Source organism: Zooshikella sp. RANM57 (assembly GCF_050749885.1).
GTDB lineage: Bacteria > Pseudomonadota > Gammaproteobacteria > Pseudomonadales > Zooshikellaceae > Zooshikella.
Genome location: NZ_JBOIUB010000005.1, coordinates 168,797 through 193,891 on the forward strand (window position 1 = coordinate 168,797; position 25,095 = coordinate 193,891).

The window sequence follows — 25,095 nt, forward strand, 5'->3', positions numbered from 1 at the left end:
GCCTTTTGTTATCTGGCCAATATTACAATCTTGCGTCAGTACCTTTCGCTTGATACTGTTGGTTCGCAGTCTGTACTCAACCTAAAGAAGACAGATCGCTTGTGAACCAGAGGCAAAATAATAATTCATATACCCAAACTTAGGGGTATAAATACGCCAATAAAGAAAAACGACTAAACAAAAGCAGTTTACAGGCAGTGACTATGGCATCTGCGCATTTAGCCAATACAGTGGAGTCCGGCTCAGGCCAACAGGTACTCATCCCATCCAAGATATCAGTACCCAACCGACCCTCAAAACTTACCCATCGACCCCGCTTAGCCAACAGACTGGCAGACTATTCAGCTCACCAGCTTACGCTGATTCACGGCCCTGCAGGCTACGGCAAAACCTCCCTGAGCTTAGACTGGATCAGCCAACTTAATCATCCTGTCGCCTGGTTCAGCATCGACTCGGCAGACAACGAACCTGTCCGTTTTATTGCTTATCTCACTGCCAGTATTCAGCAAGCAACACAGTGTTGTCCTCAATCCCTTGAACAGGTACTTACTGCTAATCCCATTCACTTAGAAAGCCATATTTCACAGTTACTTATGGAGTTGGCTAATACCAAAACACCCTCATTATTAGTACTTGATGACTACCACTTGATTGATAATGAAGTAATTCATCAAAGTATGCGCTTCTTGATTAAACATAAACCGGCGTTTTTACATATTGCGATCAACTCTCGCAGCTTACCGCCATTAGGCCTTGCTAACTTACGACTACATGACCAGCTATTGGAAATAGCGCCAGAACAGCTTGCATTTGATACAAATGATGCCCACCAGTTTTTTGCTGATCGACTCACTTTTTCACTGACATCGACGCAACTCACCCCCCTATTACAACAAATTGAAGGTTGGCCTGCGGTTTTACAGCTGATCGCCCTACTCTCAACCCCCGATATAGATAGTTTCGAATCCTGGACCAATGAAGTCATCAAGGGCCATACCTATTTACTCGACTATCTGGCTGAAGAGGTTTTGACCCAGGTTTCTCCTGAAGTAAAACAGTTTCTGTACTTCAGCAGTGTACTTGACAGTATGAATGATTATTTAGTGAAAACCGTCACAGGGGTTGAGAATGGCCAGGCAATGTTGGAGCAAGTGGAACAGCTTGGTCTCTTTATCACTCCACTTGACTGTCAACGTCGCTGGTATCGCTACCACCCCTTATTTTCAACATTTCTTCGTCATCAGTTGAGTAAGCACTACCCCGGTCAAACCCAGGCCTTACACCAACGGGCCTGCACTGGTTGGCAACAGTTAGGGTATATTCACGAGGCCCTCACCCATGCCATTGCAGGAGAAAGTCATACTGCACTCACTAATATCCTGCTTGAACATGGCTGGTCATTTTATCAACAAGGCCAGTGTCGTATTCTTCAACAAGCGTTACACAGTATTCCCTCGGTACAACTGGCTACAGATGCAGAACTCACTATGCTTGCAGCCTGGGTTGCCCAGAACCTTTACCAGTATGATGAAGTTGAAAACCTGCTGGTACAGGCTGAGCAGCAGCTGCCTCAACAAATGCCCCAAGCCCAGTGGCAAGAAATACAGTGTGAATTCAATACCATACGCGCCCAACTGGCGATGAATTTAGGACAGATAAAAGAAGCACAAATACTTGCCCAGGATGCGTTAGCAAATTTACCTGAAGAGCGGCGACGGATTCGAACTGTCGCATTGTCCGTATTAGGTGAAGCCAGCTTTTGTCAGGGACAACTGACCAAAGCACAACAGATGATGGAAGAAGCGGAACAACTCGCTCGACTAAGAGGCGCCAGCCAAATCGCTTTGTGGACACTATGTCAGCAGTCTGAAATCGCTATGGCACAAGGCTATCTGCAAAAAGCCTTTAACATTCAAGATAAAGCCTTGCAGTTTGCTACGGAACATCAGGTTAACCATTTACCCATCATGGAGTTTATCCACCGCGTGCGGGCTCAGGTGTTATTTGAGTGGCATCACCTGGATGGTGCTGAAAAAAATAGCTTGATGGGTATCGATATTCTCCGTCCTCAAGGCGAACACTGGTTCTTACAATGCTATGCCCTACTGGCAAAAATTGCATTATTGCGTGGAAAACATACGGTTTGTGCAGACTATATACAAAAACTACAACAGTTAATGCAAGGTGATGATTATCACAGTGACTGGATGGCAAATGCCCACGCTACTCTGCTCGTCTATTGGCAAGCGACTCAGGATGTATCGGCGATTAAACGCTGGCAGCAAGCAGCCCCATCACTATCTCCTGCAACTAATCACTTTTACCAATGCCATGCCCGAAATCGAGCCAGGGCAGCAATCTATCTTAATCATCCTGCGAAAGCCATTGATATACTGACCTCCCTTCAACAGCAAGCGGTAAAATACCGACTTATTACTGATCAAAACCGCAACCATATTTGTTTTGCCCAAGCATACTGGTTAAAAGATGAGCGTGAACTTGCCTTAGAACATCTAGAGCAAGCACTACAACTGGCATCTACAACAGGCTTTATCAGTAGCTTTTTAATGATGGGTAAATCGCTTATTGTTATGTTAAAGGCCCTTAAACAGGACTACCCTCTGGCAGAAAATGAACTGCAACGCGCAGATCGTCTGATTAAACTGGCCCAACAGCAACGTAGTTTAAGTAAATCAATTACCATCACGCTGGATGAAACATTAATTGGCGATATTTTGCAGCAAGCTGATATCCCTGAGTTAATAAAGTCCACCCCCTTAACCAAACGTGAGTGGCAGGTATTAAGCCTGATTCACAGTGGTTTGAGTAATGAACAAATTGCTGGACACCTGGAAGTAGCACCCAGTACCATCAAAACCCATATTCGTAGCCTTTACCAAAAGCTCAATGTTAACCATCGGCATGAAGCCATCGACATTGCCAATAAAATGCTACGCACTATTCAGGGTGATTAAATAGCAAGTCAAGGGGATTAAACAAAGGGGACTACGCCCTGCACCTACGCCTATAAATTAAATCCCGGGGGAGGATGTTTTTGTTACCTTGATTCTTGATGATAAGGATATCTGTTAACTAATTTGGGATGAGCAAGGTAATTACAATGCGTAAGCATAATCAGGAATGGTGGCGTGGAGCCGTTATTTATCAGGTTTATCCACGCAGCTTTATGGATTCCAATCAGGATGGTATTGGTGACTTGCCTGGCATCACAGCCAAAATACCCTATATTGCCAGTCTAAATGTTGATGCTATTTGGCTGTCACCGTTTTTTACCTCACCGATGAAAGACTTTGGCTATGATGTCAGCAATTATCGTGATGTTGACCCTATTTTTGGCACACTTGAAGACTTTGATCAGCTTATTGCCGCAACCCATCAACACAATCTAAAAGTCATTATTGATCAAGTACTTAGCCATACATCAGATCAACACCCCTGGTTTAAAGAAAGCCGTAGCAGTAAAACAAACAACAAAGCAGACTGGTATGTTTGGGCTGACCCAAAAGCTGATGGCTCCCCGCCTAACAACTGGCTATCGATTTTTGGTGGCTCAGCCTGGACCTGGGATAGCCGACGTCGGCAGTATTACTTACATAATTTTCTAAGCAGTCAGCCAGACTTAAATTTTCATAACCCCAATGTTGTACAACAGTTGCTGAATGATGTGGAGTTTTGGCTAAAACGAGGCGTTGATGGTTTTCGTCTGGATACTGCCAACTTTTACTTTCATGATGAAAAGCTACGAAACAACCCACCCAGTAAAAAAATTGTGGATGGCAGTATCGGTGTCCGACCCGATAATCCTTATGGTTATCAACAGCATATCTACGATAAAACACGCCCTGAAAATCTTGAATTTTTACAAAAACTGCGGGCCCTGTTGGATCGTTACCCCAATACCACAACTGTTGGTGAAATTGGCTGTGATCACTCATTAAAAACCATGGCAATGTACACCTCTCAAGGTAATAAACTGCATATGGCCTACTCCTTTGATTTGCTTACAGAACAAAGTAGTGCTGATTTTCTGCAAATAACCATGGAAAATATGGAAGCAGCACTGGGCGATGGATGGCCTTGTTGGTCCCTGGGTAATCATGATGTTGCTCGGGTTTTAAGCCGCTGGGGTAAAACCGAAGCAAGTCAGGCACAAGCAAAAGCCTATATGCACTTTCTTCTCACTCAACGAGGCAGTATCTGTGTTTATCAGGGAGAAGAATTAGGACTGACCGAAGCAGAGCTTGCTTTCGAAGAGTTACAAGACCCTTATGGCATCACCTTTTGGCCAGAGTTTAAAGGTCGTGATGGCTGTCGTACGCCAATGCCCTGGCAACATGATCAGCATAATGCCGGTTTTTCTGACGTTAAACCTTGGTTACCCGTACCTCAAGAGCATTATCAGCTCAGTGTTGACCAACAGCAAACACAAACTGACTCGGTGCTAAATGCCTATCGCGACTTCCTCGCTTGGCGGAAAACCCAGCCAGCCCTCCTAACAGGGAGCATTGATTATCTCACGGCACCTGAAGGGATTTTGTTGTATCAACGCAGTCATGAAAACCAACACCTACTGGTGGCTATTAACCTTAATCAACAAGCGGTGACAATACCTTTATCTCAAGTCACCGATGCCCAAGTCGAAGTTTTACCAGCACCGCACTGCCTAGGTCAGCTTCAACATAACACGCTTAATCTGGGTGCATTTGAAACACTCATCATGATGCTGAATTAATCGACAGTAGGAGTACAAAATGGCCAGTGTCAAGCTGTGCAATGTTTATAAACGCTATGGTGCAGCAGAAATCTCCAAAGATATTAATTTGGATATCCAAAGCGGGGAATTTGTGGTGTTTGTAGGTCCTTCAGGCTGTGGTAAATCAACCCTGTTACGGATGATTGCCGGTCTGGAAGACATCAGCGAAGGTGACTTATTCATTGATGACACACGGGTGAATGATGTTCCCCCAAAAGACCGCTCTGTGGGTATGGTATTCCAATCTTATGCACTCTACCCACATATGACCGTTGCAGAGAACATGGCATTTGGCCTCAAACTGGCAAAAGTAAATAAATCCACTATCAGACAGCGTGTAGAAACCGCGGCAGAAACCTTACAACTGTCTCCTTTGCTTGAACGAAAACCAAAAGACCTTTCTGGAGGTCAGCGACAACGAGTGGCGATTGGGCGAACTATTGTTCGCGAGCCTAAAGTATTGTTATTTGATGAACCATTATCTAACTTAGATGCAGGGCTGCGGGTTCAGATGAGGATAGAAATCGCCAAGCTCCATAAGCGTCTGCAGGCCACCATGATTTATGTCACCCATGACCAGGTCGAAGCGATGACGTTAGCGGATAAAATCGTAGTGTTAGATGCAGGGTTTATTTCTCAAATCGGTCGTCCTCTTGAGCTTTACCATTATCCAGCCAATCAATTTGTGGCTGGTTTTATTGGCAGCCCACAAATGAATTTTTTTCCCTGCACCATAGAACAAGCTCATCCATCCTCTGTCACAGCCCGACTCACCAATGGACGTCCCATTACGCTGAATGTGGATGGTTCACAACTACAGTCTGGAGAAACAGCCACTCTGGGCATTCGCCCAGAACATTTTGCGTTACCCCATAATGCCAATGTCACTATAGATGGTTATGTTAATGTGGTTGAGCGGTTAGGTGATCACACACTAATATATGCTGATATGCCAGGTCTGTCAGACAATATTACGATTCGTGCTGATGGTAATACTAAAGTGTACGAAGGAGAAACGTACACCATTGGCTTAGACGTCTCACGTTGTCATTTATTTCGAGCGGATGGCACAGCCTGTCGTCGATTAGTCAAAGAACCAAGCCTTAATTTTTAATCCCTCAACCCATACCACTACCCTGTTCAATGCTATTCTATTTGCACTCGATAATAAGACAGGGTAGTGTTTCCCCCTAGACACGCCTAGTGTATTTGTCGTATTTTTTTACAGTATAATTTTTATTTGAGTTATTATTCTAATATTTAACGCTACAATAATACCAAAATCAGTCAGATAGCCAATCTGGTACCACACATGCATAGTGTTCAGGGCCTTAGAAATGAACGGCTTGGAGATATTCATGGACTTGAAAGAAACACTAAAAGCCATGCGATTTAAATTATATCGTATGGACATGGCCTCTCAGCAGGATAACACTTCAGAATTAAGTGGCGCTGAGCTGGTCGAAAAATATGGTATCAGCCGATTTGAAACCTCCTGTACAATGCTTCAAGAAACCATCACCAAAAGCGATACGCTTTATTTCGTGCGGGTTACCTAGTAAAAGTTAATTAATGCAACGCTAACATTGAGCAGTAGCTTTTTATTATTTATACCCTTCACTGTGAGTATAGTTATTTTATATAATTGTTTTACCCATTTAGACTAAAGTCGTATTGACAAAAAATTTGATTTCCCTACTAATGACTGTATTTTTAAGATACCAGTCTAATAAATCCATCTTGGATTTTTTGTTAACCACTAACAAAGTCGCTGTTAATCAGCACTTTGTTAAAAAAAATCAGTATTGAGTCTCAAAACTGATTTGCAAATAACCACGAAAAACAACTAAAGTATCGCCTTTATGCCTTTTGTATACAAATGAATGATACAATTTATTTGTAGATTGAAAGTATTCAATTACCACCTTACCATTTTTTTATGAGAGAATACGTAAAACTACTTAATTTTCATCTGCAAATTTTAGCTGATACATAATCCACCTGTCTTCCAAGCCTTTCCAATTAAACTGAAATCCTTAACCATAACCATTAATGCAAATAACGTAAATTTCTGTTTTCCGTGTCTATTGCAAAACTTTTTTTAGCGCAGGTTTGTTATTTATACGTATTACTCAATGCAGTGTTACATTGGTTTGAACCTTCTCTTCTTACCTTAGGAGTTAAATGTGGAACACCCTCAGTTGATTGCGCTGCAAGAAAGCACTATCACTGCATACTACCAACATGTTTATGGAACATTGACAGAGTTTAATTACTCAATATTGGGTACCCAAGAACGCCCATCCACCACACCCATATGGCCTTATACCACCACATCTGGCAACACCATCCAACAACGTAAAGTAAAGCTTATTCAGTGCATCACCCATATTACTCCCCATAACCCGTTAGCCAGTGAAAAACAGTATTATGTCATCAGTCGTTTACAACGAGGACTGGCTATTGCTACGGCACTTGTTGAACAATTTAGTACGGTTACCAGACTTAAACAATTACAGGAAGAAAATATACAAAGCCTGCTACCGCCTGAAAAGCGTAATGAATTGACATTACTACTTAGTCAAGCATCATACGTTGCCCTGCACTGTTTAGCTCATTATTTATTACATCAGCTTGCTTCTTCCGAATACAGTTTTGAACAACGTTTACCTTCAATCAAGCAACTGAAACTTAATTCACCACTGGATTCAGTAAAACATTTCTTAGCTTATTTAGCCGAAGTGATTAATTCCTATGCTAAAACAGATCAATGCTTAATCGCTGTTGTCGTACAGGCCAGTGAAATATTAATTGATACATTGCGAGCCTTACGACCCACACAAACACAAAACAACCCATTTTTTCATACTCATTACCATGTCGCTCAGGAAGATTTTTCATGGACAATCTTTTTACCGCCCCATAAGGCTTACCATAAAAAATTACCACCCGTCACTTTCAAACAACCTCATGAAGTTTTTGGTAATTGTATGGCTAAACAAGAAATCCAAAAACTTGCAAAGATACTCGTTTGTTATGACTTTAAACGACAATTAAATCCATTTATAGCATTAGGTGGTGCACATTTTAACTTCGTGCTTTCAGGAATACCTGGCTCAGGTAAAACAACGTTAATTCAATTTCTGGCAGGATTGGTTAAACACTATTGTAAAGTAGCAAACTACCCTTTTTATTTTGAAAATCTCGATATTAACTGCCTCCATCCTTTCCAAGGACACTCTGCTGCCAATGCTAATCAATTTATTCAAAATGTGCTCAATCCTTATACTATCGCTATTGGTTGTATAGATCAGGCAGATTTTTTAACTGGAAAACAAAACCCTCAGCAAAGTGCACCAGGCCAACACGAAATTAGCACAGCACTATTGGATACTTTTTGTGGTATCAGAGCCCATACTAAAGGCAATTGTGTTTTTGCTTTAGTCTCCAACAACCCTGATAACCTCAATCCCCAACTTAAGCAATGTATCTCAACTCATCTGGAAACCGATAAGGTACAAAGCTCAGCGAACCTGACAAAATTACTTCATCATACGCTGAGTGATATAGCGACAAAAGGTGAGGAGGTAATACTAAACCCAAGCTGTTCACCCAGTAATGGGGATGAAAAAGAACAATCAAGTGCAGACCTAAGGCTAAGTGACCAACTGCAAACACTTTACCAAGAGACCCTTATTGAGATTGGAGAGCTAAACACATTAAGTCAGTTTGGTTATTATTTACACAAAATACAGCAAACCTATCCGCAGTTTACGTATCGTATTATCAAACAGATTATTGATGCCGTTAAAGCCTCTTGTTTGGATATTTCCCTACCGGATGAGTGGTTTGAAAATCCAGAACTTTTTCTCCATAAATCTTATGAAGAAAAAGTCAATATGCTTGCTGAACTCAGGCGTCCATTTGATGCAAGCATATTACTGCAAATAACCCACAACTATGCTGAACGTATTTTAAAGCAAACGCCCCCCATTAATTAACCGCTAATATACTCTGCGTTCTGGGTGTAATGTTGCTTTTGTAGACTCATACTGAGCAGCTTCCACGGAGCTTGCCTTTTGGATAACGGCATAAATACAGCGCATAGGGATTGCGATACCCTCTCCTTGACGCGCGTAGATGGCTAAAGCATTGTCCAGTACCTGTTCGATAAACAATGCATGTTGCTCTTCTGGCAACCATTCATGGAGGGGTAATAATGCAAGAAGAAAGCGTGAAAAATAATCTAAACTGGCGGTAAAGGGAAACCAGGTTCGATCTTCTAAGACAGAAATGCTTAAACCTTGATATTGACATAGCGTTTGTAAACAGCGCAGGTCTGCACTGGGAGGCATTGCTGTCAATGCAACAGATAACCCTTCCCAACGGGAGTCTGCCATAAGCTGTTTAATAGGGAGATAAATTGCTTCATTATAAGGCCAGTGAACAATAAAACACTGACCTCCTGGTTTTAAAACACGTTCTATTTCTGCAAAAGCCTTATCCAGTTCACCAACCCAGTGAAGTATGCTACACACCAATACCCAGTCCACGGATTGGCTTTTAACTTCATGTAAATTCGTCACATCAGCTACAGCAAAACGTATCTCTGAAGTTTCATAGTTTTGCTTTGCATGATTAATCATATCAGTTGATCGATCTACTGCTTGGACATGACTTAACTCAAACTGCTGTACAACTTTGTTAATTAAGCTACCGTCTCCACAACCAATGTCCAATACTTGGTCTTGATGACTAAGATTACAGTAACGATGTAACCCTAAAAGGGCAGACTCATGCTGTAACTGGTTGACCTGCCGATATGCTTCCGGATTCCAGCGTAATTTGGCCATGATTCCCCTATATAATCCTTACTCGTTATAGTTATTATTTGTTGTGTATCCTAGCGACTACTTTTCACAAAAACTGAAGTAGTTCACATGCAGAAATAAGTATTACTCTAAATTCATCGCACGTCTTTAAACAGTACAATGTAAAAATATAGTCCAAGGTTGGTCGCCAATGATAATATGTGTTACTTGTTTTGAAAAATCCCCTTTGCTGAGAATAAAGGGAAACGAATCAGTCAATTCAAGACTGTAAATAAAACATACGATGCAGTTAAAGCACAAATAGATTATTTATTAATCAGATGTAAACTCTATTGATATGCAAGACCTAGAAATACAACACATGCTGCGACTTGGAAAAACAAATGACTCTCTCGTATAATTCCACCCAACCAAAATTCATGTTTTACATGAAGTAAAAGCACTACTTGCAGTTTGTTAAAGTGCATAAGATAATTGACGCAATATTTATTTGTACAATTAGACAACAAGTCGTTACAAACTGATAAAGGCAAAATAACACACTTGTAATACAACAATCATGGAATAAATTTTATAGTACTTCTATCTAATGCCCAAAACTTTTGTCTGTTGGATCACAGCAGATTTTTTTGTGCCTGATATTATATTTAAGTCTTACAGCGTTTGTGAGACAGTTCAATCAGTCCTATACTGGCTGATAATAAAAAAGTAGTCCATACTCTAGCTTGGACATCGGCTTGCCCTTGAGACCTTTGGTCTGTAAGCCTTTGGGGGCATCTGGCCTGGCAGGTTTAATCAGTACAACCTGACCAGTTATTTTAACCCTCTTCAAATGAAGCTTTGCAACACAAACTGATAAGGAGTTCATAATGACTGCTAAACTCGTTAAGTTAGGTGTCGTCGCTGCTGCGTTAACTATTATGGCTGGTTGTGCTACTAACAGTCGTGTTGATGCGTTGGAGCAAGACATTAATGAAGTAAAGGATCGCCTCAGCCGCGTTGAGCAAACTGCTGCTAGCGCTGATGCAAAAGCCGATCAAATCATGGAGAAGCTAGATCGCATGAGTGGCCATCAGTACATGAAATAATTTATGATACTGATGTGAAAAGGCCGCAGTTGCGGCCTTTTTTTTTAATAAATCTATATAATTCAACCTGTATTTTTAAATACGTACTAATACTATGTAATGAAAAATATATTTTTTCCTATATTTATAAACAGCTATCTCAATTATTATTTTTTTGATGAGACTAATCAGACAGGTAATTACAGCAACAAAAATGCTCAAGTTTTAGCTGGGCACTTCAAGTGATGAAACACCCTAATGGCTTTCAATAAGAGGCAGGAGAAAGGGTAAGGACAGCTAAGTATCCTTCTCAAACTGTCTTTAATGGCGAAGATAAACCAGTCATATCCTACACAAACACGTTTATTTCAAAACCCCATAGCTTAATAAAACATTAGCTATTACTTGTATAGTTAAGCTTTAAAATAAATCCTTTACATATACTGAAGAAATCGAAACGCGCTGCGGCAAACCTGTTTCTTGCTGAATAACATCCAAAGCTACACTTTGGTTTATTGCCGTACTCGCTTCAGGCATTTTGTCTAACAAGTTACTCAGAACATACCTTGCGGGTTTACGAACAGTATCGGCTCGCTCAGATAATGGCTCATGTGCCTCAACATATATTTCACCATTCAAACGGCCAATTTTATATGACTCATGAATAATTCGAACAGGTGTACCACGAGAAACCTGGGCAAATAGTTGTTCGATATGATCTGGAAATAAACGAATACAGCCATGGCTAACCCGCATGCCTACCCCATACTTACGGTTTGTACCATGAATTAAATAGCTGCCCCCATTACCTAGTCGCATAGCAAATAAACCTAAAGGATTATCTGGCCCAGCAGGGACAACGCCAGGAAGAATATCTCCTTTTTCGGCATGCTCACGACGAATTGATGCAGGTGGCGTCCAAGAAGGATTTTTTATTTTTTGCATAATATGCGTCTTACCTTCTGGTGTTTGCCAACCTCTACGGCCGATGCCTACAGGAAAAACAACCACAACATCTTCATTAGGAGGAAAATAGTAAAGGCGTAATTCTGCTAGGTTGATAATAATCCCTTCTCTCTTACCTGGCGGTAATACCATTTGTGTTGGCAGTGTCACTAAAACACCTTCACCAGGCAGCCAAGGATCGATATCTGGATTTGCGGCTCGAACGGTTAAAAAACCTAACCCTTCTCGTCGAGCAATTTCCATAAACGTATCTTCATACGTAGTACTCACTTGGCGTATATAGCCTACAACATTATCACCATTGGCAGGCAAAGGATAAACAGCAGCCCAGCTTTGGCCACTGCATAGAAGAATAATGCCACACCACAACCATGCGCGACATTTAGATACAACGTATCTAAATACTTTAACAAGCATACTTACTTCGTTCATAAGAAGTTACTATAGATTAAATAAAGTCAATCAACCCGGAAAAATTAGCTACCTAACGTAGCAGCCAATTATCATACAGACAGAAAGAAAACGACATAAGTGTTCCTTCTTTTTTTGCTAAAAAAGTCACTTTATATAGCGCAATCAGTTAAACAATTTAAATATGCAAAGGTTTATTGTCTTTTTTAAAGCCTATTCAAGTATGCAGTTCACATTTATAACTATAACGGCGCAGGATACCCCTCTCCGCCGTCATGAGCACATACGAACACTGTAAATCATCAAGTAACACCTTGATTTTCTCTCTATGGGATAAAACAGGGCTAAGCCCATAGCTGTCACTCATCCCTCTTATCCATAGGAATACTTAAAGCCAAATGGAAAAAATGTCGTTTCTGTCCTTCATAATAGCGTGGGTTAGTCGACTTATACGCAACCAAATGATTAATTTTTAACCACAAGAACATGGCAAAATTATTCATAAGGATTATTTGATTATTTCTTCAAATTCATGAACAACAACTGTTTAAAATCAAATGTTAGGATGGTCTATATCAATTACCCTTTAACACCACCAGCCGTGAGGCCACTAATAATCCACTTCTGACAATATAAAAAGATCACTGTGATGGGTAATCCAGAAAGCACCGCCGCTGCAGCAAAATCTCCCCATAAATAATTTTGTTCATAGAGATACTGTTGAGCCCCCACCGCCAGTGTAAGTTGATCAACATCGAGTAATAATACTGAGGCAATAGGATATTCTGCAATTGTGGTAATAAATGCCAAAATAAATACCACAGCGAGTATTGGAATACTTAATGGCAGTAATATATAACGAAAGGCTTGCCAGATAGTTGCTCCATCTACAACAGCAGCCTCTTCAAGAGAAGCATCAATCGATTCAAAATATCCTTTGATTGTCCAAATATGTAACGCCATTCCCCCAAGCGAAGCGGTAATAACTGCACCATGAGAGTTAATCCCCAGCCAACTGATATGTTGCCCCAACTGATCAAAAAGCGCATAGATAGCAACTAACGATAATACGGGTGGAAACATTTGAAAGATCAGCATGGACTTAAGCATGATCCCTTTAAAGCGAAAGCGCATACGCGCAAAAGCATAAGCACTGGTCGTTGATAGCATCAAAATCAACAGTGCAGAAATCAATGCAATTTTTATGGAATTCCACAACCAAGTTAATACAGGGAAAGGTGGCTGAATAACCGTACCATCTGCTTGGGTATACGGAAAACCTAACGCCAGCGACCAATGTTCCAGTGATGGATTAACCGGTAATAAGTGTCCTGTTGCAAAGTTACCCGTTCTAAAAGAAATGGATAACACCATCAATAATGGAAAAATAATGATTGCAAGAAAGCCAATTAAGCCCGCATGTGTCAACCATACACGGTACTTAACAGATGGAGGGTGGACCATCGCCATCGTTATATCTCCCTTATACCTTGACCTTGCTGAGGCGCAATTGCATAACAGCCAGCGCACCCACCAGTAAAAAGATTAATGTTGCTATAGCCGCTGCCATACCAAAATTTTGTCCCGAATCCTGAAATGCTAATCGATAGGTATAACTCACCAATAAATCTGTAGTACCCGCAGGAGTCGTTGCACCAATAATATCTGGCCCCCCAGATGTTAATAAGGTTATCAGCACAAAATTATTAAAATTAAACGCAAATGAGGCGATTAATAGTGGGGTTAAAGGCTTAATTATTTGAGGTAACGTAATACTCATTAAATTACGCCACGGTGATGCACCGTCAATCGCAGACGCTTCATATAAATCTTTTGGAATAGCTTGTAATAGCCCCATACACAACAACAGCATATAGGGATAACCCAACCACGTGTTGACAATCAAGATCATAGTACGAGCCAGCAAGGGATCACTAAACCAGTCTGGCCGAACACCCAATAGTGAACCCAATAAATAATTCACTTCACCTGCATTCTGATTAAATAAGCCTTTAAACACTAAAATGGAAATAAAAGCAGGTACCGCATACGGTAAAATCAACATCATTCGGTAAAAGCCTTTTCCCTTCAAAAGCTCCCACTGTAAAAGATTCGCGAGGATAAGGCCCACCAGCAAGGTAAAAACAACGGTACATAGCGAAAATACAATAGTCCAAACAAAAATTTGTATAAAAGGCCCACTAATACTTGGATCAAATAACACAGTAATATAATTTTTCCAACCAACATAGGTTTTAAAACCTGGTGAAAATTTTACCCCCTGATTATTTTTATAAAACCCAGTTTGCCAATCGATGCTGAGTACATCACCGGTTTTTTGATTTATTAATTGCTGCTGATCATTTAATTGGTAAAGTGGTGCAACAGCCGCAAAATGCCGAAGCCCAACCCACTGTAAGTGCTGACCATTTGGTAAGTTCAACGTGATATTTTTGAGTTGCTTTTTATGTTTTATAATAGCTTTTATCGTTGCAGGTTTTTGATCAAGCAATTCACTCACCAAGGTTAACGCTACAGTCTTGTTGATAGCGTCTACAAGTAAGATGTTTGAACTTAGATATGTCGTATGATTCTCATCATCGACCAAAGCAATAACGGCTGTTTTTTCGCTCGTTTTTTGTTGTTGGAAGTAAAGATAATATTTATATTTTTTATCACTCACTTTATACGTTTGTTGTAAAAAATACTGCTGTGCTTTAGGTAAATCCAACAAATGTTTAGCGCTATAGTTAGTAAAACTTATGCCTATCGTGTAGAGCAGTGGAAAAATGACAAAAATAACCATACCCGCAACAGCAGGAAATACGTAGCGATGTGCATACGCTTCCTGCCGACAAAAAACAAAAGCGGCTGCACTCAACACCACTAAAAATAATCCCGCAAACGCTAGCTGTTGTTGTACATACATGACAACAACAAGGTATAAACCCACCCCTATAACACTTAGAGGTAAAACCCGTTTAAAAAAACGAAGAAAAGCACTTAGTTGAAGCTCGGTTAACATGATACTTCACCATGTTTTTCCAGTAGCAAAACTGTTTGCTGGTATACCCTCACCTTTTTCCCTTCAGAGAGAATACCCTCCACACACAACATATAGTAAAGTTGGGTATACCAAGCTAAACAGTCACTACTAGATGAATAAACAAATGTACCCAGCGCTATGGGTATAGGTTACTTGTTGCGTACAATACGTTTGGCCGCATCATCCAAAGCGGCTTTAACCGGCTGACGCCCTGAGGTGATATTTTGTAATGCCGCTTTCATCGCAGCCCAAAATGCCCCCATTTCTGGCACATTTGGCATGACTTCACCCGCTTGTGCATTATTAAATGTGGCCGCTATATTAGGGTCTTTGCTTAGCGCTTCCATAAACTGTTTATTGGCAACAGCCCCTAAGGGAACATCATCATTCACCTTTTTAAGTCCCTCAATTTGTAACATATAATTTTCTAAAAATTCTACCGCCAATTCTTTATTCGGGCTTGCAGCATTAATGGTTGCCGCTAATACACCCACAAATGGTTTACCTACCTGGCCATTAATCTTGGGCAACGGTGCTACGCCAAAGTCAATGCCACTTTTTTTAAGATTGCTCCATGACCATGGGCCATTAATCATCATAGCAACCTCTCCTTTATTAAAAGCTGCATCCATGACGCCATAATCAACACCTTTAGGCATTACCTTTTCGTCAATCATTTTTTTCAATAGCATTCCAGCCTGGTAACCGCCTTTATTGTTTACCCCGGTATCTTTTACGTCATAGCCACCAGCGGGTGTTTTTTTAAATGTATAGGCGCCATAGCCAGCAAATAATCCCCAGGTAAAATACGTGTTATTGTAATCCCATAAAATGGCTTTTTTATTTTTTTTCGCAAGCTGAGTACTCAAAGAAAAGATTTCATCCACGGTTTTTGGCGGCTGCTTAATAATTGCTTTATTATAAATTAAACCTACTGCTTCCATTGCCATGGGATAACCATACACTTTTCCATCAACCGTCACTGCATCCCAACTAAAATCAACAATACCAGATTTAATGGACTTACTCGGTGAAAGCGGAGCAATGAGTCCACTTTTAGCCCATTCACCTAACCGATCATGAGCCCAAATAAAAATATCAGGTCCATTTCCTGTCGCTGCAGCCTGTTGAAATTTATCTGTGGCTTTATCCGGGTGAGCGACCTTTACTGGAATTCCTGTTTCTTTAGCAAAACGGTCACCGACAGCTTGTAATCCGTTATACCCTTTATCACCGTTAATCCAAATGGTTAACTCACCTTCAGCAATTGCTGCGAATGCAGCTGTACTGATACACTGCGACATCAGTAAGCTTGAAGCCAGTAATGTTATTGTTTTTTTCATAAACGACATCCTATTAACAGCCTATCCCTTCGTGAATCATTATTCATAATGTATTTCACCCTGGGCATACTTCGTGATTATCCTTGTTTCTTAACCGACAACACTCTAATTAGTTGCTGTATCCTTCTTTGCATGATCCTGCCTGATACAGTCAAACTTCGCATCCCCCTTTATTTTTTTTAGGGGGGCGTAGTTTTCCGGTTGAGTTTATTGCTTCGGCCGAATACGCTCTAAGAAAAACGTGCGTATACCTTGAACACCGGCACGCTCTCCTTCTTCAACCAAACGTAGTGCTTTAGCCATGTCCTCTTTGGCGAGTGCCTGGTTAATCGCTTGTTGGTAATAGTGCTGCGTTTCAGGAAGTGCGGGTTTGCTTGCAGGTGTAGATGCTGTTGATGGATAGACAACAGCTGGGGGAACATAGTCTGCCCGCTCACCAAACGATTTACGTTCCTGCTCTATGCGTAACTGTAAAACCCCTACTGCTGAATGTTTAGCAACAGGGTCAGGAATGGCTGGAGGCTGATTATGTCGTGCTAACGCGTATGCTTTGGCGGGATGTAATAATGTCGTCTCACCTTGTCTATCTGATGCTGTGGTGTACAGTACCATGTAAGTTTCATTGAGTGGGTTACCAGGCAAACTTCGATCAACCCGAAACTGCCCATCTAAACTATCGCCTTTAAACCCTTTAGCAGGTCGATATTGAAAATCATTGCCTCGCAATAATCGAGTGACCCGAAATTGACTATCCATCAACATAACTACAGGTTTAAACACTGTTTTTCCAGCAATACTATACAGTGTAATCGTTAGCGAATTGGCTTCTTCAGGTAGTTTATAAGCTGCAAAAAAACTTTTTCCTGTGTCAAATAAATAGCTGGGAGAATCGAGATTAATCTCAACCTTATGTTGTTGCCCTGGCTTAATGGTCTGAAATGGTAAGTCTGCTAAGTGTTGACAGCAAACAGTCGATTTAACGAGTCCCTCATTAGCAACTTGTTGACTGACGGTAGATGCACGAGGCCATGTACCTGTCCAATTGGCAATATCTGCATACCCAGTGGATACAGAGGCCAGTATAAAAATAACCGAAAAATACCGGATAAATCGGTAATATACATTTTGGTACATAAGAGAAGTCCTAGCCTTGGGAAGAATACGGGCCACTTAATAAGTGGCCTGATGTATACCCTTCTCAGTGGATGTCATGTGAATAAGTGTAAATTGGCCTTATTAATTACCACCAAGCTTCTACCTGTACACCAAAGGTTAGACCGTCGTCTTCTCCAGTCTCAATCGCCTCACTGGCGGCATTATAATCATCACCATCCCAGCGAGCGTAAGTAGCAAAAGCTCTGATGACAGGTCTTGCCCAAAAGCTTCTTCCTGCAGACCACTGCTGAGCCAGTGTGACTTTGGTTAAGTCAACCGTTTCTGCGCCACTTGCCTGCGGCTTAACACGGTCGTAACCTACTTCTAAGGCAGTACTCATTACATCATTCCACTTATAAACAGGCCTAATCCCTGCCGACATCCATGTTTGCCCCTGATTGTTATCCAAATCTTTTTTCTCATAGATACCCACATACATCCCTTCCAGGTTTTCGGACAGTTCAATCACCCCCTGATTGACGATACGAAACATGTTACCATCCACTGCTCTGCTACCATTATGCCCTGTTCCTACCATGCCATCTGTAGCATACTGCAGCGCTAACTTGTTATAGCCTCCAAACCAATTACTTTGCGTGTGCTGTATAGTAAACAGGTAACCTTTTTCGTCATCAAAATCCTTATCATCTTGTTCAGAATTTAGGTTTGCACGGCCATAATCCAGACCGAGTTCCAATTTGCCATTCTCATTGACCGACAGGTCTGATAAACGTATGTCGAAGGTATCATTCGCCACATTCGTACCAGATGAACCACCTTTTGCTTGATAGTCCTCATCTGTATTACGTAACCAGGCCAAAGATAACTTACCAAACCCTACATCAATATTTTCGATACCCGCACCTGGACCGGATACATCCCAATAGTAATAATCATTAATATGCACATCATGTCGTTGATAGTAGCGCTTACCTGCCCAAATATTAGCGCCTGGAAAGCTTTCAAGTACATTTTCACCAATGACGTACATCTGTCTTAATGACGAGGTAGCACCATCACCATTAAGCTCTTCCCAATCATTTTCCTGATCAGAAACATAGGCAATCATAGAGTCAACGTAGAAACGTTTTCCCCCTTCATTAAAAAGTTCTTGTCCTAGCTGTATTTCTGCATAAGTCTCACACTCGTTACCTAATCGATACTTAGCACCAGCACCTCTTGCTTTGAAACAGGCTTGGTCCCCCCCTCCTTGAGTGCCACCAATACCAGACCGTAAATAACCATGAAAGTCAACCGCTGATACAGGAGAAGAAAACAAACTAGGAAAACAACAGATGAGGGTAATATAAGGAAGGTTATGTTTTATTTTTTGCCATCTACCACGATTACTATTTTTATTATCTCGACGCATAATCTAACACCTCTATGCGCATGGGCCATAAAAATGGACCTACATGCTTTTCACTGCTTTAGTCACAAACTAGATGGTGAAAAATTACGTGTCAAAAAACATCCTCCCCCCTGGATAAAATCCAGGGCGTAGTTGCAAGGGGGAGAATTGTTTAGCTTTAGACGTAGGGTCTACACGTGATAGGAGAGATCACATACCAAGATTATTTGGTACACAAGTAAGACCAAGAGGAACAAGTGAAGTTCAATCCCAACAGCAAAAAACGTAAAAAAGTATTTATCACTTGTTTCTCTTGCAAATGAGTTATCATTTATTACTAGTTCAAACAATAAAGCGCTTACGCGAAAACAACCCAGCTAATCCAATCAAGCCTAAACCAAATGTACTGGGAGCCGCGACCTTAATGATAGAAACCCCATCAATTAGAAAGAAACTATCAAAGCCGCCAAAGTTTTGCAGTGCAATAGCACCATCCTCATCTCCAGTAAACTCATAACTAAATGTCTGCCAAGCACCAATATCATCAACTAAACTGTCAACAATTCCACCGGTATAAGGCCAATCTGGATGTAACTGAAAGCTCCCAATAGCACCATCAGCGACCAAATACTGAAACTCAATTTTATCCCCTTTTCGCCACTGAACATCAGTCCAAATTAATGCAGCACCTGTGGGTATAGCTGCAAAATAATCTCCAGATGCAGCGGTATAAACTTGTCCCGAGCGATCAGTATACTCCTTAACAATAGAGGGCTCTCCCATCCCGAGTTCAAAAAAGCGATCTCCCAGATCACCATCCTCGAAATCATCGTTAATCAATGATGCCTGAATATTGCTCATCCACCCCATTGTCATGACACACACTAACAGGGTTTGCATTAACTTCAACATAGCCTCTCCAGTCAATCAGCACGAATGTACTCAATCAAAATGTACCAGAAAAAGCCATTGTAAGAAAAAGACAGCCCCTGTAGTGTAAAAAAACAATAAATCTTGCATGAGTTAACAATCAACAAGTGAACAACAACATAGTTGGTCAATAACAGGGGGTAACTGATTATATAAGGAGAAAGGTGGCTGGTTGCTTTGTTTAGTTTATAAGCACTAACAAAACGTACAAACAGAAAAGCTATAAACAGGAAACAGGACTAGCCAGCAAAAAGCAGTACTAACCCTACAATTAATACAAGTCCCATAACAAACCATAAGATACCTGCTGTAAGTGCAGCGGCAAATGCTTGCAAAATAGTGAATGTCCAGGCGATCCACTCACTTGAAGACTTATCTGATAAAATAGCTGAGCTTGATTTATCCAATGCAAGAATATCCGTTAATAAATTATAGTTTTGCATTTGTTGACTTGAGTGAGTGCGACTGAACTGTTTAGCCTTAATTGCAGCAATATTCTCAATCCATTGATTAGGTAACGTGAGTTGGTCTGTCGACACCAGTATCAACATATCCGCCATCAGTTCGAGATACTGACCACCAGGGTGTAAAAAATTTCCCAAGTACATGAAATCTGAAGCAGGCAATACATCGGCAGGTCCATCATAGTCCACAAATAGCTTAATCAGCGTACGTCCATCGTACTCTGCCAACATCATACAAGGCAGCGCTCGCCCTCCCCAATTAAGCATTGCTGGACACGGAAAGCGCTTATCTAACAACTGTTCATAGTGTGGAGGAATAACCGGATCACGCGGCATAATATTAAGGGGTTGTTCAAAAAGCACATCCAAGGAAAATAGTGGAAAACTATGACAAAAACCAAAACTGGCATCATCAACAGCCAAACAACGCGCCATGGCACGAGCTTCATAGTTCAGCAACTCAGAGGCTACGGCAGGATTAAGGCTAAAGTAATGAAATACATTCTCATCTGAGATCATCCAATACCCCAGATTTTGATCAGGTAAACGCTCACACAGCAGTTCTATACTCGGAAAGTCTGCATCAATATTATCTGGATCATCAGGCCAATCAGACACTAACTGCCAATAAAAACGGCTTCCCGAAATAAAGGGCTGCCACAGTGGCAGGAATTTTTCATCTGTCCGCTGGATGAATGAATCAAATGGCTCCATATACCTGAGCGCCTTTCAACTCATTTTAAACTCGTCGGATTTAAATTCATTCTATCCCCTCATTTACCTATTGTCGCTGTTTTAAGTTTAACTGGTTAATGATTGTTTACCTACCTAAAGCAGGAAAAAATTCGCCAAAAACGTGACTTCTGATAATATTTTTCAATATCTGCGCGTCAATAACCAGTTGAATCCAGGGAAAGAGGAATACAAAAACTAATCATTATGAGCATTAGAGCATTTATAACTTTTCCCCATTTAAAACAACACCTCAACAACAAGACTAAAACTGCTTTTTACACCTTTATTTTCAAACGGTTTTTTATAACACTCACTCAAAATTAAACATTAACAACATTAAAAAATTATCTGTAACAGCTTAGCGTTTATAGCCACGCAATATATTATAATTAAGTAACTACTCCATAAGGAGGAAAAATGATTATATCCTTTAATCGCCTCCCCCTTTTACTTATTTAAGATACTTCTCAGTAATTTTATCCATTATGGCTTTATCAGATTTTACAGCTTCAAGCGCCTTCTGATGAGCTTCAACAACACTATCATCAATACTTCTATTAAAAGCAAAGTAATGCTGCCCTAGTTTTGTAGTATAAACAAAATCAAAATCAGCCGGACTTAGTCCTTCTTTTTTTAATAACCATTTTGCTACGGTTCCATTGTAAGAAACAGCATCAACTTTACCATCCTGCAATTTTTTAACCATTGCATAAAAGTTTGTTGAGTGTGAAAGGTTAGATTTTTTAACACCGGCATTTGCTAATACTTGCTCACCAATATCATCACGAATGACAGCATATTTATATTTACCAAAGTCAGCATCTGATTCTATTTTCACCCCTTTTGGATTACCTTTTAGTACCATAATATCATTGGTGGCATCCGTTAAAGGTCCTACCCATTTAAATATCTTTTCACGTTCAGGCGTTCGTGTAGTTGAAAATAAAATATTCATACTACCGTCTTCTTGAGTAGTACGATAACCTCGCACCCATGGTTGTATCTTAATGTCCCTATAACTATTTTTACTGCCCATTTTTTTGAACATTTCAACTAAAACATCTGTATTGATACCTGTGGGGTTACCATCACTCCCTTTAAAATTAAATGGAGGAAACTCTTCCGTAAGATAGTTAACCCCTTGTGTTGGATCTGCCCAAGAGTTGAGTCCAAACGTTAAAAATAAAGCCATAACTAAAATACGCATAACTTATTACCCTTTTGCCATTTACTACTATACGTAATAGATAGACTAGCAGGGTATTTTTAAATGCGACGATAAAAGCAGGATTAATTTTGTTATTCAAACATATAAAAAAGCCGGTAAATACCGGCTTTAGATAATCCCAACATTTTGTATTATGTAAGATTAATATCTGCGCATTCGTCCAGCCAACAACAACATCCATGCGAACATTAACAAACCTGTTGCAGGCACAGGAACTGAAGTTATCGGTTGAGCTGCAGCTATCACTGGTGGTGGTATTTTAGTGTTGTTAGGTTGTTGAGGGATATCAGATAGAACAACAACAGGTGTAACAAGCTCTGCCCCCTCACAACGAGATAAAGCAGGGTCACAATCATCAATTAACAGCTTATCATCAATATCAGGGGCTTCTGCTACTGGTTGATTAGGTACTGCCAGTAGTGGAAGTATTGTTTGAAGTGGAGGCATGTTATCAGTATGTATAGGTGAAAGCTGACTCACTGCCTCATGCTTCCACTGGCTTCCATTAGGACCTTGGACTATAGGTAAGGCAGGTTCAACAGCTAACGCTCTAGGTTCATGATCAGTTTTAAGTTCTACATTAACTGTTGTCACAGTGCTTGTCTCTGCCTGCTCATCAACAAGCCATTCAATCACTCGCTTTGCACCATCACGCCAGCTACTTTCTTTCACTGACTGATCGTTTTTTTCAGGGTCAGCCTGTACTGGCAATGCGACAACTACTGCCAATAACAAACTACTCATCCCCAAAAATAATGAACCTCTTGTTTTCACTGCAAATACTCCTGTGTAACCCGTCCCCCATGATTGGGACTTTTTGTGGCCTACGTTGCCCAGTCCTTACTAATGACTCAAAACACAGTAAGCGTTTCATCAAGTACTGTATTGGGTTAGATCACTAAGTCACCATGCTAAACGCTTAGTGTCTTCTTCTCGTGTTAGCAGGTGAGTCCATCCACACATTTACCACTCATTTGATTCACAAATAGATTATTATTTTTTAACGAACTGACTTTATGCTTGTTATCTAATTACGAATTAATCTCAAGACTTCTGCCAATGCCGTATTTATTGGTTTTGTCATACATTCACGATTTAGTCATATTGTCATCAATAACAGCCTAATTTTTAACCACCCACTTCACATTTAATTTATGTAATGACTAGTAATTAACAAGCAAAATACAAATCTGTTCGATATTTCACACTGATGTTAATTTATGTAAAAGAGCCTGACATAAGACGGAACATGTATCCCATACATTGCTTGATACCACTTATGCTCAACTCACAAAACAACACAGATAATGTTTAAAAGCAGAGTGGATCAAATAGCTTGCCAGCCCATTTTTCTAGCGGTAGAGGTATACTTTTACGTCAAAATTGCGGAAAATTAGCCATTACGCACGTTCTCTAGAACATGATACTTATAGGCTTTGCATAAAACGTCTCATAGTCCCAATCAGAAGCTAGTGACTATTATGCTTGCAAGACGCTTTGATTCGCTTATTTTGAGGTATGCATGAAACTATCGGAGTTTGGAGAAAAGTTTACGAGTCAGACCGGTATACAATCCTTAATGGATGACCTGGGTAATGCCCTCGCCAGTGGTGAAGATTTCATCATGATGGGTGGTGGCAATCCAGCACATATCCCTGCCGTAGAAGATGCCTTCAAAGCCCGACTTAGTCGCATTCTCGATAACCATCATGAGTTCGTCAGACTCATTGGTATTTATGATCCACCCCAAGGTGAGATTGAGTTTATCAATCACTTGGTTAAGCTACTTCGTAATCAGTTTGGCTGGTCGCTTTCAGCCAAAAATATTGCCTTAACCAATGGCAGTCAATCTGCATTTTTCATGTTATTCAATATGTTTGCCGGGCAATGCAAAGATGGCACACAGCGTAAAATTCAACTGCCACTGGCACCCGAATATATAGGCTATGCAGATGCTGGACTCACTGAAAACTTTTTTTCAGCGAACCGCCCTAGCATCGAATATCTAGATAACCACCTGTTTAAATATCACGTTGATTTTGACCAGTTAAAGATTGATGAAACAACAGGTGCGTTATGTGTTTCGCGCCCCACAAACCCGACAGGTAATGTCTTGACTGATCATGAGATTGAAAAGTTAGATCGACTGGCCAAGGCTCACCACATCCCTTTACTGCTTGATGGTGCATACAGTACGCCCTTTCCCAACCTTATTTTCACTGATGCCACGCCTTATTGGAATGACAATATTATTCTCTGTTTAAGCTTATCAAAACTAGGCTTGCCTGCGGCTAGAACTGGTATTGTCATTGCCAACGAAGAAGTGATCACCGCGTTATCACGCATTAATGCGATTATGAGCCTTGCAACAAACAGCACTGGCAGCTTAATGGCAATGGATATGGTTAAAGATGGTAGTATCCTAAGCTTAAGTAATGACATTGTTCGTCCGTACTATCAACAAAAAGCCGAAAAAGCGACAAATGTTTTACAGCGCGCTTTAGGAGATCATGAGTATTATATTCATAAACCTGAAGGCGCTATGTTCTTATGGCTTTGGTTTAAAGACTTACCCATTAGCAGTCTAGAGCTTTACCAACGGTTAAAAGCGCGTGGTGTTATTGTTGTATCTGGCCACTATTTCTTTCCTGGAATGGATACCTCCTGGCGCCATCAACACGAATGTATTCGCGTTTCTTATGCGCAAGATGATAGTAAAGTAGCCAAAGGCTTAAAAATTATCGCAGAAGAAGTTAAACGCGCCTATCAGGAAGGTGAAATTAAGTAGAAAGC

18 protein-coding genes are annotated in these 25,095 nt (G+C 40.7%); 7 read left to right on the forward strand and 11 right to left on the reverse strand.

The genetic code is table 11. The features are described 5' to 3' along the window. The first annotated feature begins 203 nt into the window (after window positions 1–203). The 5 genes from malT (at window position 204) to ACQ96U_RS12540 (ending at window position 8,775) form a co-directional block, all read left to right on the forward strand. Complete coding sequence (gene malT, locus ACQ96U_RS12520) at window positions 204–2,975, forward strand: HTH-type transcriptional regulator MalT (RefSeq protein ID WP_431721593.1); 2,772 nt, start codon at window positions 204–206, stop codon at window positions 2,973–2,975. A 146-nt stretch (window positions 2,976–3,121) separates the two neighbouring features. Then, a complete protein-coding gene (locus ACQ96U_RS12525) occupies window positions 3,122–4,753 on the forward strand; it encodes an alpha-glucosidase (protein ID WP_431721594.1) in 1,632 nt (543 codons plus the stop codon). 19 nt (window positions 4,754–4,772) lie between these two features. Continuing rightward, window positions 4,773–5,888, forward strand: coding sequence for a maltose/maltodextrin ABC transporter ATP-binding protein MalK (gene malK, locus ACQ96U_RS12530; protein WP_431721595.1), 1,116 nt, complete (start codon window positions 4,773–4,775; stop codon window positions 5,886–5,888). A gap of 223 nt (window positions 5,889–6,111) precedes the next feature. Beyond that, entirely contained in the window at window positions 6,112–6,333 is a 222-nt protein-coding gene (locus tag ACQ96U_RS12535; RefSeq protein ID WP_431721596.1) for a hypothetical protein, read from the forward strand. Window positions 6,334–6,960: 627 nt separating this feature from the next. Then, window positions 6,961–8,775 carry an AAA family ATPase gene (locus ACQ96U_RS12540; protein ID WP_431721597.1) on the forward strand — a complete coding sequence of 605 codons (1,815 nt, stop codon included), beginning with the start codon at window positions 6,961–6,963 and terminating at the stop codon, window positions 8,773–8,775. Window positions 8,776–8,778: 3 nt separating this feature from the next. Here the strand turns inward: ACQ96U_RS12540 and ACQ96U_RS12545 are convergent, their stop codons facing one another. Continuing rightward, window positions 8,779–9,627, reverse strand: coding sequence for a class I SAM-dependent methyltransferase (locus tag ACQ96U_RS12545; protein WP_431721598.1), 849 nt, complete (start codon window positions 9,625–9,627; stop codon window positions 8,779–8,781). 848 nt (window positions 9,628–10,475) lie between these two features. Here ACQ96U_RS12545 and ACQ96U_RS12550 point away from each other — a divergent pair. Then, on the forward strand, window positions 10,476–10,694 hold the full coding sequence (locus ACQ96U_RS12550; protein ID WP_215821402.1) for an Lpp/OprI family alanine-zipper lipoprotein: 219 nt from the start codon (window positions 10,476–10,478) through the stop codon (window positions 10,692–10,694). Between the two features lie 399 nt (window positions 10,695–11,093). On the opposite strand, the gene ACQ96U_RS12555 is transcribed toward ACQ96U_RS12550, so the two are convergent. From ACQ96U_RS12555 to ACQ96U_RS12600, 10 genes are all read right to left on the reverse strand, one after another. Further along, complete coding sequence (locus ACQ96U_RS12555) at window positions 11,094–12,071, reverse strand: L,D-transpeptidase family protein (protein ID WP_431721599.1); 978 nt, start codon at window positions 12,069–12,071, stop codon at window positions 11,094–11,096. Window positions 12,072–12,629: 558 nt separating this feature from the next. Beyond that, window positions 12,630–13,520, reverse strand: coding sequence for a maltose ABC transporter permease MalG (gene malG, locus ACQ96U_RS12560; RefSeq protein WP_431721600.1), 891 nt, complete (start codon window positions 13,518–13,520; stop codon window positions 12,630–12,632). 13 nt (window positions 13,521–13,533) lie between these two features. Then, entirely contained in the window at window positions 13,534–15,075 is a 1,542-nt protein-coding gene (malF, locus tag ACQ96U_RS12565; RefSeq protein ID WP_431721601.1) for a maltose ABC transporter permease MalF, read from the reverse strand. Between the two features lie 170 nt (window positions 15,076–15,245). Next, complete coding sequence (gene malE / locus ACQ96U_RS12570) at window positions 15,246–16,439, reverse strand: maltose/maltodextrin ABC transporter substrate-binding protein MalE (RefSeq protein WP_431721602.1); 1,194 nt, start codon at window positions 16,437–16,439, stop codon at window positions 15,246–15,248. 207 nt (window positions 16,440–16,646) lie between these two features. After that, on the reverse strand, window positions 16,647–17,573 hold the full coding sequence (locus ACQ96U_RS12575; protein WP_431721603.1) for a MalM family protein: 927 nt from the start codon (window positions 17,571–17,573) through the stop codon (window positions 16,647–16,649). A 106-nt stretch (window positions 17,574–17,679) separates the two neighbouring features. Beyond that, window positions 17,680–18,966, reverse strand: coding sequence for a maltoporin (locus ACQ96U_RS12580; RefSeq protein WP_431721604.1), 1,287 nt, complete (start codon window positions 18,964–18,966; stop codon window positions 17,680–17,682). A gap of 321 nt (window positions 18,967–19,287) precedes the next feature. Beyond that, the gene (locus tag ACQ96U_RS12585) at window positions 19,288–19,857 is read right to left on the reverse strand and encodes a hypothetical protein (RefSeq protein WP_431721605.1); all 570 of its coding nucleotides are present in this window, start codon (window positions 19,855–19,857) and stop codon (window positions 19,288–19,290) included. A gap of 257 nt (window positions 19,858–20,114) precedes the next feature. Then, complete coding sequence (locus ACQ96U_RS12590; protein WP_431721606.1) at window positions 20,115–21,053, reverse strand: hypothetical protein; 939 nt, start codon at window positions 21,051–21,053, stop codon at window positions 20,115–20,117. A 472-nt stretch (window positions 21,054–21,525) separates the two neighbouring features. Then, window positions 21,526–22,281 (reverse strand): substrate-binding periplasmic protein, encoded by a 756-nt coding sequence (locus tag ACQ96U_RS12595; protein WP_431721607.1) that lies wholly within the window; start codon window positions 22,279–22,281, stop codon window positions 21,526–21,528. Window positions 22,282–22,443: 162 nt separating this feature from the next. Further along, window positions 22,444–23,076 (reverse strand): hypothetical protein, encoded by a 633-nt coding sequence (locus tag ACQ96U_RS12600; protein WP_431721608.1) that lies wholly within the window; start codon window positions 23,074–23,076, stop codon window positions 22,444–22,446. A 748-nt stretch (window positions 23,077–23,824) separates the two neighbouring features. Between ACQ96U_RS12600 and ACQ96U_RS12605 the strand changes: the two genes are divergently transcribed. Beyond that, complete coding sequence (locus tag ACQ96U_RS12605) at window positions 23,825–25,090, forward strand: valine--pyruvate transaminase (protein WP_431721609.1); 1,266 nt, start codon at window positions 23,825–23,827, stop codon at window positions 25,088–25,090. Window positions 25,091–25,095 lie beyond the last annotated feature (5 nt).